Annotated in this window: 13 protein-coding genes; 7 read left to right on the top strand and 6 right to left on the bottom strand. The window is 38.3% G+C overall.

Annotated features, from left to right (window positions below; genetic code table 11):
- Positions 1–25: 25 nt before the first annotated feature.
- Positions 26–373, top strand: a complete 348-nt coding sequence (locus ACOB82_RS13610; protein ID WP_448213518.1) for a hypothetical protein — start codon at positions 26–28, stop codon at positions 371–373.
- Here the strand turns inward: ACOB82_RS13610 and ACOB82_RS13605 are convergent.
- Positions 363–1,313 carry a hypothetical protein gene (locus ACOB82_RS13605; protein WP_448213517.1) on the bottom strand — a complete coding sequence of 317 codons (951 nt, stop codon included), beginning with the start codon at positions 1,311–1,313 and terminating at the stop codon, positions 363–365. The two genes, ACOB82_RS13610 and ACOB82_RS13605, sit on opposite strands and share 11 nt — an antisense overlap.
- A gap of 118 nt (positions 1,314–1,431) precedes the next feature.
- On the opposite strand from ACOB82_RS13605, the gene ACOB82_RS13600 reads away from it, so the two are divergent.
- The 6 genes from ACOB82_RS13600 (at position 1,432) to ACOB82_RS13575 (ending at position 7,048) form a co-directional block, all read left to right on the top strand.
- Entirely contained in the window at positions 1,432–2,433 is a 1,002-nt protein-coding gene (locus ACOB82_RS13600) for a competence protein CoiA family protein (RefSeq protein WP_448213516.1), read from the top strand.
- A 108-nt stretch (positions 2,434–2,541) separates the two neighbouring features.
- Positions 2,542–3,144 carry a methyltransferase domain-containing protein gene (locus tag ACOB82_RS13595; RefSeq protein WP_448213515.1) on the top strand — a complete coding sequence of 201 codons (603 nt, stop codon included), beginning with the start codon at positions 2,542–2,544 and terminating at the stop codon, positions 3,142–3,144.
- Positions 3,145–3,199: 55 nt separating this feature from the next.
- Positions 3,200–3,727, top strand: a complete 528-nt coding sequence (locus ACOB82_RS13590) for a cold shock domain-containing protein (RefSeq protein WP_448213514.1) — start codon at positions 3,200–3,202, stop codon at positions 3,725–3,727.
- Positions 3,690–4,874, top strand: a complete 1,185-nt coding sequence (locus tag ACOB82_RS13585) for an HNH endonuclease (protein WP_448213513.1) — start codon at positions 3,690–3,692, stop codon at positions 4,872–4,874. Before ACOB82_RS13590 ends, ACOB82_RS13585 begins: the two co-directional genes overlap by 38 nt.
- A 3-nt stretch (positions 4,875–4,877) precedes the next feature.
- Positions 4,878–5,585 carry a hypothetical protein gene (locus ACOB82_RS13580; protein ID WP_448213512.1) on the top strand — a complete coding sequence of 236 codons (708 nt, stop codon included), beginning with the start codon at positions 4,878–4,880 and terminating at the stop codon, positions 5,583–5,585.
- A gap of 422 nt (positions 5,586–6,007) precedes the next feature.
- Complete coding sequence (locus tag ACOB82_RS13575; RefSeq protein ID WP_448213511.1) at positions 6,008–7,048, top strand: IS481 family transposase; 1,041 nt, start codon at positions 6,008–6,010, stop codon at positions 7,046–7,048.
- Positions 7,049–7,225: 177 nt separating this feature from the next.
- On the opposite strand, the gene ACOB82_RS13570 is transcribed toward ACOB82_RS13575, so the two are convergent.
- The 5 genes from ACOB82_RS13570 to ACOB82_RS13550 form a co-directional block, all read right to left on the bottom strand.
- Positions 7,226–8,884, bottom strand: coding sequence for a hypothetical protein (locus tag ACOB82_RS13570; protein ID WP_448213510.1), 1,659 nt, complete (start codon positions 8,882–8,884; stop codon positions 7,226–7,228).
- A 10-nt stretch (positions 8,885–8,894) separates the two neighbouring features.
- Complete coding sequence (locus tag ACOB82_RS13565; RefSeq protein ID WP_448213509.1) at positions 8,895–9,875, bottom strand: hypothetical protein; 981 nt, start codon at positions 9,873–9,875, stop codon at positions 8,895–8,897.
- Entirely contained in the window at positions 9,851–10,561 is a 711-nt protein-coding gene (locus ACOB82_RS13560) for a hypothetical protein (RefSeq protein ID WP_448213508.1), read from the bottom strand. Before ACOB82_RS13560 ends, ACOB82_RS13565 begins: the two co-directional genes overlap by 25 nt.
- Before the next feature lie 213 nt (positions 10,562–10,774).
- Complete coding sequence (locus tag ACOB82_RS13555) at positions 10,775–12,049, bottom strand: tyrosine-type recombinase/integrase (protein WP_448213507.1); 1,275 nt, start codon at positions 12,047–12,049, stop codon at positions 10,775–10,777.
- 147 nt (positions 12,050–12,196) lie between these two features.
- Positions 12,197–13,060, bottom strand: a complete 864-nt coding sequence (locus tag ACOB82_RS13550) for a YicC/YloC family endoribonuclease (protein ID WP_448213506.1) — start codon at positions 13,058–13,060, stop codon at positions 12,197–12,199.
- Between the last annotated feature and the right edge of the window lie 66 nt (positions 13,061–13,126).

Below are 13,126 nucleotides of genomic sequence, written 5' to 3'. Positions count from 1 at the left end.
AAACCAATTTTTTAAAGGAATATGTATGAAAAGTGAAACTTGTGTTGGTAAACATAGTGGCCAGCCATTAACACAATTCGATAGCGAACCTGAAGCGACTGACGCTGCAGATTATTTAAAAGAGCAATATCAGCGAAAACTTCTCCCTTACAAATGCGATAATTGTAATTATTGGCACTTAACCCCGTCAAATAGACATACGCCATCAATGGAGTGTGACTCTTGTTTCGATAAATATGGTCAACGAAAACAAGCTTACGCAACAGAGCTCAGTGCAATACAAAGAGCTGAGATTTTAAGTCGTACTAGATTTGTAAATTTGAGGATCTACCCATGTCAATTTGGTAACGGATGGCACCTAACTAGTTCTTAATGATCAATCTTGTGCCCATCATTAAGTCTTTATCAAACGAAAACATATGTTCTTGAGGGTTGTTAAGGCATTTACCAACAATGCGTCGTTTGAACAGCGATTGTTTTTCAAGTTGTACCGAATGCTTCAATTGATACTTTGCAAAGCAAATTGGACATGTACCGTCGACTACTACAGATAAAATGTCTCGTTCTACATCCAAGTAATTTTCTGAATCTCTAACATTAGTGACTTTAGAAATACAAACTGCACCAATTGGCTGAAAAATATGCTCCAGCAAAGCAATCTTTTGTGTAGCTAACTTAATAATGTTCCAAACAGGATTAAAAAGTACAAAGTAAATGAAAACGAGAATTAGCCAGTAGACTAAAGGCATCACCTGCATTAGGAATCCCAGGGCTATTGGCGTAGCAATAAAGTAAAACAGAATAGTTAAAAGAAAAGCTTGCCTGTGCCTTGTTTTAGGGAAAAATTTGCTGGCAATTTTTAAATACCAGGGAGTTCGCTTTAACGTTTTAGTTCTATACGTGATATCGCCTTTTAAAACGATATTTGTGGTTTCGTTTTGCTCATTCAAGTCACAGCTTTTGTTATTAGGCTCTTCAAATGCAATCGAATAATATGTTGCATTGCCAGAACCACCACCAACGTGCTTAACAATTTGAGGGGTTTTGTTGAAAGCCAATTCTTCGTTGCGACTCGCTATTTCGACTCTATACTTATCTAATAACTTAACGAGATTATCTAAATAATTGCCATAAGTTTTATCTGTTCTTTCCCTACCGTGGAATAGCTCTTTTAACCTAGGTTTTTCTAACCGCTCTTGAGTGGCAAGAGCCTCGATGCATGAATAGTAAAATTCTTCTACTTCTTGGTTATTTATCTCTACGCTCAAAAACTCAATAGCATTGTTAAAATAAACAATCTTTTTGTTTTCCATAACTTACTGGTTCCATTTTCCGGAAATTCTGGAATTTCACGATTAAACTCTTGTTTTTGTTGATTATCCATAGCGAGCGGATTAACCGCCAGAAAAATATTAATCGATGGAGAAAAATATGAATAGTCAAACGCGAGAAAATAAGAATGTCGAGCTAGTTTACGGTCTAAGAAGTGGTTTAGTTGTTTCAATAAATGATGTTAAACAAGGCCTAGATTGTGGATGCAAATGTCCCTACTGCTGTGCTCGTTTGGTAGCTAAGAAAGGAGATATACGTCAGCACCATTTTGCTCATTATGACAATGAAGATTGTACTTATGGCCCAGAAACCGCGATTCACTTACTTGCCAAACAAGTTATTAAAGATAACGCTTTTGTAATGCTGCCTTCAAGTTACGTCAAAATAGAAAGACAAGACGACATTGGGTTAACACATCAATACTCTATCTATGAGCAAGAACGGGCTCATGCACTAAACAATATAGAAGTAGAAAAAGCTTTTGATGGTTTTCAACCAGACGTTTCAGCGATAATGGACGATGGCCAAGCGCTTGATATTGAAATACTTGTTACTCATGCTGTTGATAAAGACAAAGCCAGGGTACATGCACAAACCGACCGTAAAATGTTGGAAATTGATTTATCTTGCCTACCTAGAACAAGTTCTATTCAAGAGGTTACATGCGCTACGCTATATTCTGCGCCTAGACGTTATATTTCAGAACGACCAAACATCAACAGCATAATTGAGTCGAATCTTACGAAGGTTAACCAAAGTCACCATAGCCACAGAAAGTTAGCAGCGTTAAGTGCAAAGCCAGAAGATAAAGTGCTATTACTCGGTTATAAGTTTGGCGAAGGTTACTCACCCAAATTCAACTCTAATTTTAAATTGGGCCATATTTACTTTCCTAAGCCAGTACAACGCTCTAGTACAAAAAACTTTTCTGTTAAAGCAAGCGGTGGTGTAGAGTTGGACAAACGAGATGTGGATGAGTCAGTTTTACCTGCGCTAGAAAAACTCAATTTGCCAGCATTGGTCTCTCTTACGTTTGAAGCAAGATTATCCGCAGGTAACAGCCCTAAATTTGTTGTTACGGGCATAGAGGTAGATAGCTAAGGCGGATAAAAAAAGGAAGCCACTACTCGCTACTTAAAGTCAATTAGCGGCTTCACTATTACCAAAGTAGATTTAACCAACGAAAATATAAGAAAAAAGTCACAACACATGAGTAACCCGAATCAAAACATCCAGTTTTATAACGATAATGCTGACACTTTATTTCAGCAGTATCAGTCTATCGGATTTGATAGCGTTCATGCTTCTTGGTTAGCAAACATAGACATAACATTATGTAAAACTGTCTTAGATGTTGGGGCGGGTAGCGGGCGAGATTCCCTTGCGTTTGCGCAAAAAGGTTTACGCGTTACCGCGATTGAGCCTGCCGAGGCTCTTATGATTAAAGGACGGCAACTTACCGGACTGAAAGTACGGTGGATTTCGGATGAATTGCCAGATTTATCGAAGATTAAAGGTGATTCATTTGATTTAATCTTAGTCAGTGCGCTATGGATGCACTTAACGATAAGCCAACAATCGCAAAGCTTAGAAAGGCTCAACACATTGCTCAGCGATAATGGTTATATTGTCATCACATTGCGACATGGCACTTTTGAGGATGGTCGTGTCGGATACAATTTAGATAAAGTAAGGCTAATAGAGCAAGCATCAGCTCTGGGGCTGAGTGTCAAATTACAAGCCAGTGAGTCTGATCAACTCAAACGCGGTAACGTATATTGGGAAACCATAGTATTACACCGTAACTCATAGAATTTACTATTGTTTCTTTGTAGTATTACTTTATTAACTTAAAACAAGGATGGTCATGTATCGCGGTCAATTAGTCAAATGGAATGACGGTAAGGGTTTTGGTTTCATCAAAACAGCTGAATTAACGTCTGATACCTTCATTCACATTTCTGCGCTCAAACACATGAGTCGTAAACCGAAGCAAGGTGACTACGTGCACTTTGACGTTGAAAGACATGGTGGCAAAACTAGAGCAACAAATGCGCGAATAGAAGGCGTAAAAGCGAATCAGCGCATAAAAATCTCAAAAAGCTATAAACCACGCGCTAACAACAAATTCATTTATGTTGCCGCAATCATTGGTATAGTCGCGTTTTTATATAGTCGACTTGGACTAGATACTATCATCGAGTCAAAACCTGAGCCGTTTCCCGCAAGCACTTTCCAACCAGCAACAAATCAACCATTTACTTGTGATGGACGTCAGCACTGCAGTCAAATGACATCCAGAGCCGAGGCTGAGTATTTCATTAAGCACTGTCCAAATACAAAAATGGATGGGGATAATGACGGTATCCCTTGTGAAAATGATTCAAGGTTTTAATGAGATGACGCTTGCTTTTTACAACGACAAATTACAAAGCTTAAGACCCGACAAATCATCTGGCAGAGCTAAACCTCACAAGGTTTGCATGATGTTTGCTGTCATGGACCTTATTGAACAAGGGCATTTTCAAGAGAATAAAATTTATTATGATGAGGCCCTAAAAAATCGTTTTAGTTGGCACTTCATGCGATTAAAGCAAGGAAGTGACGCAGATAGCCCTTTCTTACCTTTTTATCATTTAAGGTCTTCAGGGTTGTGGCATTTAGATGTATCAAATGAGAATAAAGCAGCATTTGATGCAATCAAATCGGCTACGGATGCCAATATACGCAGACTTGTTAACTTTGCATACCTAGATGAACACTTATTCGAATACCTCAAAAGCCCAAGCACAGCCCTAATTCTTAGAAATGCATTAACAGCTAATTTGGATACGTTAGAAGATCAATATGGCCGCTGGGCTAAATCCATAGGCAAGTCTGACAAAACCATTAAAAACTACGTTGGTGCACTAAAGAGTTCTATACCTAACTGGCTAAACGATGCTGGAGTCACCAAGCAAAGCTTAATGAGCATAGGCTCCTATATTGAATATGAAAATATCGTCAGCAAAACCTATGAAGTCAGAGAGTTTGTTGAAAAAGATAAACGGGGTAATGGTATGTACAGCGCTGCCATTAACAGTTATCGAGCTTTTTTATCAGACATAACACAAGCAGATGTGCAACATGACATCGATAAAATTATTCTAGATAAAGCCATCCCCGATACGCAAAAGGCTATCATGGTAAATACGCGTGTAGGCCAAGGGCGCTTTAGAGAAGAGTTAATTAACCACTGGAGGGGCTGTGCCGTCACCAAATTTCAAAATTACTCGTTTCTCATCGCTTCTCACATCAAGCCATGGTCTAAATCAGATAACGAAGAACGTCTCGACCCATTTAATGGATTACTGCTTTTGGCCAATATCGACAAAGCCTTTGATTTGGGTTACATCAGTTTTGATGAAAAAGGACGTATTTTAATATCCGATCACTTAGAGGAAAGTCAAACGTTAGGCATTCATTCAGAAATGAATATTTTGTTAGCCAAACAGCATCAAGATTACTTGGCCTATCATCGAGAACAACAATTTAAGCAATAAAAAATGAACGAAGAACATCAACTCACACCATCTCAAAAACTTGGATACCCAACCGATGAACTTAGAACGCCTGTAAATATGGCTAGCTGCGACAAACGAAACCACTATTGGGGGATAACAACGCCAGAGCTTCTTTATGATGCAGTTGCCCAGTTTCCTTTAAATCCAAATGTCCCTGAGGGTATAGTTGCGCAGTATGATACTGCAAGGAATTTATACCTATACGCTTTTAACGTCTACCGCTTTTACAACATGGCACAGCAACAACTTTATTCCGTTCTAGAGCTAGCAATTAAAGAAGGGGTTGGTGAGGAAAAACTCAAAGCATTTATTAATTCTAAAACTACAAAAAAACGACGACCTCAACCTGGATTACGCATATACATGCAGTATTTAAAGGAAAAAGAAGTAATTGTGAATGCTGACTTTCCTCGATGGCATGAACGAAACCGTATTGCAGCGGAAAACGCATATCATGAAAAGGTAAGCAAGATTATGGATGAGCAAAACCTTAAAGAGTATCCGATGGACTATAGTGAAATAGATGAGTCTCAATTCGATGTTGACTGGGATTACATACAGATGCTTTGTGATGTAATACCCGGTTTAAGAAATAGCTTCGCACATGGTTCAAAGTGTTTAAATAACGATGTGTTAGGCTTCTTTGAAGATATATCTATCATTATCAATAAAATATACTCACAATCATAAAGCTTTATAAACCTGCCCACTTGCTTACCTCTCGGATGTAAACAAATAAAAATACCCAAACAAGTGTTATCCCATAGGCTCTAAGGTAAGTCAGAAAGCTGATCCTTTCTTTCATCTCCATACCTCTATAAGTTTCGTAAATCACTTCAAACTCAAATAGGTTGAAGACATATATTAATATCGTCAGCAAAAAACCTATTGGTAAACTTGTAAGTAGGCTAGAAGTTACAATTTCAAAAGACCTATCTTTCGGGATAGACAACCCCTTTGATGTCAATATTCCCATAATTGCTACAAATATTAGACCTAATATGAATTAGTTCAGACAAGATCTGACATTTCGATTTGAAAAATTGAGAGTTACCCGTTTTGATAAAGGTGTCGAATCTTTTAATCAAAACAACCAAAAGGTGGTAACTCTCATGTTGCATACTAACAACCCAATCATAAAACACAAAACTGGATTACTTAATCTTGCTGAAGAATTAGGTAACGTGTCAAAAGCCTGTAAAGTCATGGGCGTTTCAAGAGATACATTTTATCGATACCAAGAGCTAGTCGAAGATGGAGGCTTGGATGCGTTAATTGATAAGAGTCGTAGATCACCTAACATCAAAAATCGTGTAGACGAAGTAACGGAACAAGCAGTTGTTCAGTACGCTATTGATTACCCCGCTCACGGCCAGCACAGAACAAGCAATGAATTACGTAAACAAGGTGTCTTCGTCTCAGGCAGTGGCGTTCGTTCAATCTGGTTACGGCACGATTTAGAAAACTTCAAGAAACGCTTAAAAGCTCTGGAAGGTAAAGTTGCTAACGAAGGTATTATACTCAACGATAGCCAAATCGCTGCGCTTGAGAAAAAGAAAAACGATGATGAAGCTTGTGGCGAAATTGAGACAGCGCATCCGGGCTATCTTGGCTCACAAGATACTTTCTATGTTGGTAACCTCAAAGGTGTTGGCCGTATCTATCAACAGACGTTTATCGATACCTACAGCAAAGTAGCTTTCGCTAAGCTGTATACGACTAAAACACCGATCACTGCGGCTGACATACTCAATGATAAGGTTCTGCCTTACTTCGAGCAGCAGGAGCTGCCAATGCTTCGCATTCTAACTGATCGAGGCACTGAATATTGCGGCAAAGTAGAGCATCATGACTACCAGCTTTATCTGGCAATTAATGACATTGACCACACGAAAACCAAAGCGATGTCACCGCAAACCAACGGTATCTGCGAACGGTTTCACAAAACGATACTCAATGAGTTCTATCAAGTTACGTTTCGCAAAAAGCTTTACAGCTCACTTGAAGAACTTCAAAAAGATCTGGACGAATGGATGGCTTATTACAATAATGAGCGAACTCATCAGGGAAAAATGTGCTGTGGCAGAACGCCATTTGAAACATTACTTGATGGAAAATCGATTTGGGCTGAGAAGAATTTAGCTCAAATTTAAACTGACAGTCACCGATAGAAAAACGGGTAACTGTCAGATCAAGTCTGAGCTAGTACACCTAATAATTGAAGAACAGCAAAACCAATTACTAAAAATACTAATACCCAAATAAATATCATTACCCGAAATCCTTTATTAGATTTGTAATTACAAGACTTAATATATTTGCGCAGAACACTAGTTGTTCACTTCTTCAAATTTGAGATTAAAACTACCCACACCTTTAACTCCATATACATATAGGGTGTGCTCTCCAGCAAACGTTGTCCCAAATCCAAAGGATTCGTTTCTATCAACACGAATGCGTTTGCTAGAATAAAGTTTTTTACTCTCTCCAGGGCTATAAAAAGCAACGTTGATAGTATTGTTACCGCTTTGTTTGATATTAGTCAGCCTATAGGACGTGTTGCCTTTAGATTGTATTTTATACTTTGCCCATGTCCCCTTAGAAATACTTCCTTTTACATGGTCACCTGAGCTTAAAAAATTCGCTTCGCCAACTAACTCATCTGTGGTTGCAATTTCTTCTAGTTTGAGATTAAAGCTCCCAACACCTTTAATTCCATACACATATAGGGTGTGTTCTCCAGCAAACGTTGTCCCAAATCCAAAGGATTCGTTTCTATCAACACGAATGCGTTTACTAGAATAAAGTTTTTTACTCTCTCCAGGGCTATAAAAAGCAACGTTTATAGTATTTTTATCGCTTTGCGGAATATTCGTTAGCTTATATGCAGTATTTCCTTTAGCAAGTATCGTATACCTTGCCTCGGTCCCCTTAGAAATACTTCCTTTTACATGGTCACCTGAGCTTAAAAAATTCGCTTCGCCAACTAACTCATCTGTGGTTGCAATTTCTTCTAGTTTGAGATTAAAGCTCCCCACACCTTTAATTCCATACACATATAGGGTGTGCTCTCCAGCAAACGTTGTCCCAAATCCAAAGGATTCGTTTCTATCAACACGAATGCGTTTGCTAGAATAAAGTTTTTTACTCTCTCCAGGGCTATAAAAATCAACGTTTATAGTATTTTTACCGCTTTGCGGAATGTTCGTTAGTTTATACGCAGTATTTCCTGTAGCTAAAATCTTGAACTTTTTGACGTCACCGTCAGCGATATTGCCTTTGAAGTTCGTATGTTGATTATTTAATACTGCATGTATTGTTTTTGAAGGCTTTGATTTTTCTCGGGTTGAAGCAACACCTGATTGCCGTTCAATTTTTTCTAATTCACTTTCGTAATTGCTTACAACAGACTGGGATATGTTTGTAATATCGTCTAACCGCAATACTTTGCCAACACCATCAGCTACTGAAATAAGCATACCTATCGCATACCCGCCTAGATATACTGTACTGCCGCTCATTCCTTGTTTTATTGCTTTATTTGAATCTGATAATTTGACATAAAAGTATGTATGAATGTCTTTTTGCACAATTTGTAAGTCATATTCAGTTAATCCACCATTTTTCTTACGAAAGCTGAGCTTTGCGTTTTTAGCGCTATTTAGAATCGCAGCCACTCTAGTGCCACCATCTTTCCATGTGCTTTCGTTGCACACTTCAATTTCGCTTTGAGGTAAAAGTAGAACAGCCAGATCTTGCGGATATGTCGTCAATAAACTCGCTTGTATGTCTTTCTTAAATCGACTACTAACATAAATATCCTGCGTATCTGCAATTACATGTTTAGGGGTATAAACTAAACATTCATTTCCAACTTGGCGCAGCATTCCCCGCCCAAATTCCATATCTGTTTCGATAAAAACATCAGATGCCAGAACATCAAGTGAAAAAAATATAATGAACATTCCTGTTACAAGCTTCTTAAGCATGTTGGCTTCCTTAATTTGTGTTGATCATTTCTACTCGTAATAAGAAATTAATTATGCCGAATAGAAACTGTATAAATATCAGAGCTGCTGACAGGCTGAAAGCCAACTCAAAATCATTGCTAATTCTATCTATAAAGCTACTGTTGATTAACTGCGGCTCCATGCGATAACGCTGAACATATAACTCACCGCCATGTAATGACAATACTCCTGTAAGACCTGGTTCTTCTTTAATTGCCCTTATTACAGCCGTTGGTGTATTGCGCTTACTAAATTTAGCGAAAACGTAATCGCTTCTCCTTACGCTATACGGTGTAAATTGATAGGGAGAATTGGTAAATAACGACTCATCAGTAACGGTAATTTCACCTGAAAGTAACAGTGGGGTGTACGCTTCTGTAGCATCAGTAATATTTTTTCCTAGCTCAATATTTCCCATCGCATTAAATGCAAAAACGGGATTTTCTTCTGTCAATGCGATGCTAATGGCTACGCAGTTATCAAATTCAATTAGCTCTCCATCAACATCTAGATAAGCATTGGTTTCGATGTTGTTATCTTTTAGCTCTTTTGTTCTCTTGTTGGACTTTAAGATAGTAATGACTAGCTCGCTATCTTGTATGCGAGTAAATTTGTAATCGAACTCTCTACCTATTCCAATTTCACCCTCTGAATAGGTAGTATCACCGTAATTGTCACAATTCAGCGCGTATTTAAAGTTTTTAAGTAGGATAGGAGGCGGCATTAGCTCTTCTGATTGATAACTTATATGCTCGCTATTTGCAGTGACTAAATACTTAGTGTTGCCGTCTAGTTTATCAAAGACAGAGTAGCTAATTAGGACTAACACAAACACCAATAGAAATAAGGCCAAATAGAGAAAACCCAGCACTTTCTTTGGTGGCTTGTCGATATCAAACCAGTCTTTCGATAAACACCAAAATGTACTTTGTTTGTCAGTGGTTTCTATTTCTTCTGGTTGGGGTTCCATATTTTATATTTTTTCCCTTTAGAATTAGGTGTTGTAGTTATTATTATTTCATTGTTTTTAATGGTGCTGGGTAAATTTAGGTCGCATGAATAATTAAAGGATGTTTTTATTTTTTTTTCTATAGGCTGACAAAAGGAAGTTTGCTTACCTAGTTCTAAGTCTCGGTACGCTATTTTGGCAAAGTCACCAGCGCTATTGATTAAAAATGATTGTGCAGAGTCAGTAGGTTTACCCCAAGACGTAGGGAATACTTCGAGAATCCTCTTCTTTCCTTTACTTCGAATTTCACTATAAGCAAATACAGAAATTTCTTTAGGAGAGTATTGTGAAAAGATATCTTGGTGCTTTGAAGAGAAGCCAACGTTTACCCAAGCATTTTCATTAGGTTCAAAGTCAACAGAAAAAGCCGCTCTATATTTGCCATCAACACTTAATACTTTGACATTAACTGATTTCGTGTCTGGGTATTTGGCAATATACAATTCTTGAGGTAGGACAGAGTTTGCACCTCCTTTGTATTGAATGCCTGTTAATACACCACCCGAAACATTTACGTTACTTGAATAGTCTTCATTAAAGCCATTAATTTTATATAACTTATTACTCTCAGTGGCAGAGCAAAAGTAGCTAGTTAGAGATATTACTGCACATAACAGAGGGATTCTCACAAGACAAATTACTTCCATATAACTGTGTAATTAATAAACAATATAGCGTAAATGAAGATTTTTCAAATGTTGCCCAATATCAGCCACTAATTAGGTGGCCAAATTCGTTATACCACTACATATATCTCTCTCACCGGGTAACTAAATATAAAATCACGCAATCTCTAAATAGCTTTAGCCCTCACTTTAAATGAGGCTAATAACCTATAAACTTCAGAACTGTTCTGAATATCATTCGTCATACTCTGTTATAAGAGCTGAAATTTTACTAACCAGCTTTCCCAGCGCTTCTTTCCTTTCCTCAAAATAATCATACCTATCATATATCCCTTCTACCCCTCTGATTTTATGATTTAAGCACCGTTCTGCAATATGGCTAGGAATCCCTATCTCCGCCAGTAAACTTCGACATGTTCTTCGTAGATCGTGCACTACAAAATGTTCAACACCAGCTTCACCTAAAATATTCGGCAAACTCTCTTTCTTTTTATAACCTGAGTTACCAAACAATTTTGCCAAGGCATGATTGAGAGTATCATCAGATATATAAGCCCTTCGTTTACTTGCTCTTCTTGATGGAAACAAATACTCAGAGCCACAAGAACGAACTTTTAATTCTTGTAGCAGTGGCAATAGCTCAACAGCTATTGGAATGATAATTTTTGCGCCGGTTTTGGTTCTTTCTTCACTTAATGTCCAAGTGTTAGCTTCAAAATCAAATTCATTCCATTTCGCGGCAATGAGCTCCCCTTTTCTAACACCAAGAGACACCAGTAACACGCAGGCAATATAATTTTCTCGAGTAAACTGTTCGGAATTTTCTCGAAAAATTCTAAACACCGTTTTTAGCTCGTCAAAAGATAACGCGCGTGTTCTAGACTTTTCTATACCGCCAGCGTCTTTATTGTTGAAAGCTAAGGCGACGTTATACTCAACTAGCCCTAATTTTATAGCGTGATTAAATATTTGCTTACAGTGAATTAACGCATCGTTAGCAATGGAAGGTCGATTACTTGCGGAGATTTTTCTAATAAGCCCTAGAATATCTCTAGGCCCGACATGCGTTACCGGCATCTCTCCTATCGCTGGAGATATGTCTTTACGATAGACTCTTCTAGGTATTTGCGGGTTTTTGAGCCTTTTATCACAGGTTTGAAGCCAATCTTCAGCGACATCATCAACTGTATTTAAATTTAATAGCTCTGTTCGCCTCTTCTCAATGATTGGATCTACGCCATCGTAAACCTTAGCTTTAGTGATTGCAGCTTCGAGTTTCGCCTGAGCCAAGGTTAAGCCTTCTAATCCACGACCATAGCGACCAAGAGTAATTTCCCTCCTCTTACCATAGATACTATATCTAAGTATCCAAAAGGCACTTTTCTCGGGTGTAATTCGAAAATACAGACCATTATCAACCCTGTACTTCCCTGGTTTCCCTTCTTTTAATTTAGCTCTCAACTGCGCGTCATTCATAGCAAAAAACAAAGTGGTGACAGATTTAGCCATTCTATAGTTGAAAAACCAAATATGCCACCATTTCTGTCACCACTTTTTGGTGACAGATTGATGTATTAAAAAACCAATTGAAACAACCTAAATTTTATAACTCTTATTTTTAATGGTATTTGAAGCTATTTCAAACGACACGAACAACTATTCAATATTTTGGATCTGCTCTCGCATTTGCTCAATTAACACCTTCAATTCAACCGCTGCGTTGGTGATGTCAGCATTGATTGATTTTGACCCAAGGGTATTCGCTTCGCGATTAAACTCTTGCATCATAAAGTCTAAACGGCGCCCTTGTGGCCCACCTTTCTTTAAAATGTTTAGGGTTTCTTTGACATGACTGAATAATCGATCGATTTCTTCATCTACGTCCATTTTCTGCGCCAACAATACTAGCTCTTGTTCAACGCGACCCGAGTCAGGCTCAATGCCTGCATCGTTAAATTTTTCAACAATGCGATCTTTTTGCCATTGGATAATTTCCGGCATATGGGCTTTGACTTTTTCCGCTTGTTCGGTAATGCCAACTAAGCGCTGTTCAATCAAGGCTGCCATATTACTGCCTTCACTGGCGCGCGCCGCGATAAAGTCTTTCAGCGCTTGGTCAAATCCCGCTAAAATTTCGGCTTGAATAATATCCATATCGGCTTCTTCGGCTTCCATTACACCCGGCCAACGCATAATTTCAACGGGGTTAATTGCCGCATTATTAGCTAAGTTGCTAATAGCATTGGCATGGCTAATTAATTGTTCGGCAAGTTTTTCGTTTAATAACAATTCACTTTTTGCTGCTGGGTTTGCAGTAAAACGCAAGCCACATTCTACCTTGCCACGATTAAGCGCTTTACGAAAACGCTCTCTTAATACCGGCTCAATACTGCGAAACTGCTCAGGTAATCGAAAATATGTTTCTAAAAATCGTTGGTTTACCGAGCGGATTTCCCAAACGGCATTGCCCCAATCGCCTTTAACTTCAACACGCGAAAACGCGGTCATACTATGGATCATAATCTTTCCTATTATTACTCAATAAAAGTCTGTTTTATAAGAATGAGTCGGGGCAATTATGCCTGA

The organism is Colwellia sp. MEBiC06753 (genome assembly GCF_053470325.1).
Note: the sequence above shows the minus strand (reverse complement) of the source record. Positions and strands in the feature narration are given on the sequence as shown.

Bases quoted from the DNA above. Each gene is read 5' to 3' on its own strand.
- ACOB82_RS13610 (WP_448213518.1), top strand. From the start codon at position 26: ATGAAAAGTGAAACTTGTGTTGGTAAACATAGTGGCCAGCCATTAACA.
- ACOB82_RS13605 (WP_448213517.1), bottom strand. From the start codon at position 1,313: ATGGAAAACAAAAAGATTGTTTATTTTAACAATGCTATTGAGTTTTTG.
- ACOB82_RS13600 (WP_448213516.1), top strand. From the start codon at position 1,432: ATGAATAGTCAAACGCGAGAAAATAAGAATGTCGAGCTAGTTTACGGT.
- ACOB82_RS13595 (WP_448213515.1), top strand. From the start codon at position 2,542: ATGAGTAACCCGAATCAAAACATCCAGTTTTATAACGATAATGCTGAC.
- ACOB82_RS13590 (WP_448213514.1), top strand. From the start codon at position 3,200: ATGTATCGCGGTCAATTAGTCAAATGGAATGACGGTAAGGGTTTTGGT.
- ACOB82_RS13585 (WP_448213513.1), top strand. From the start codon at position 3,690: ATGACGGTATCCCTTGTGAAAATGATTCAAGGTTTTAATGAGATGACG.
- ACOB82_RS13580 (WP_448213512.1), top strand. From the start codon at position 4,878: ATGAACGAAGAACATCAACTCACACCATCTCAAAAACTTGGATACCCA.
- ACOB82_RS13575 (WP_448213511.1), top strand. From the start codon at position 6,008: ATGTTGCATACTAACAACCCAATCATAAAACACAAAACTGGATTACTT.
- ACOB82_RS13570 (WP_448213510.1), bottom strand. From the start codon at position 8,884: ATGCTTAAGAAGCTTGTAACAGGAATGTTCATTATATTTTTTTCACTT.
- ACOB82_RS13565 (WP_448213509.1), bottom strand. From the start codon at position 9,875: ATGGAACCCCAACCAGAAGAAATAGAAACCACTGACAAACAAAGTACA.
- ACOB82_RS13560 (WP_448213508.1), bottom strand. From the start codon at position 10,561: ATGGAAGTAATTTGTCTTGTGAGAATCCCTCTGTTATGTGCAGTAATA.
- ACOB82_RS13555 (WP_448213507.1), bottom strand. From the start codon at position 12,049: ATGGCTAAATCTGTCACCACTTTGTTTTTTGCTATGAATGACGCGCAG.
- ACOB82_RS13550 (WP_448213506.1), bottom strand. From the start codon at position 13,060: ATGATCCATAGTATGACCGCGTTTTCGCGTGTTGAAGTTAAAGGCGAT.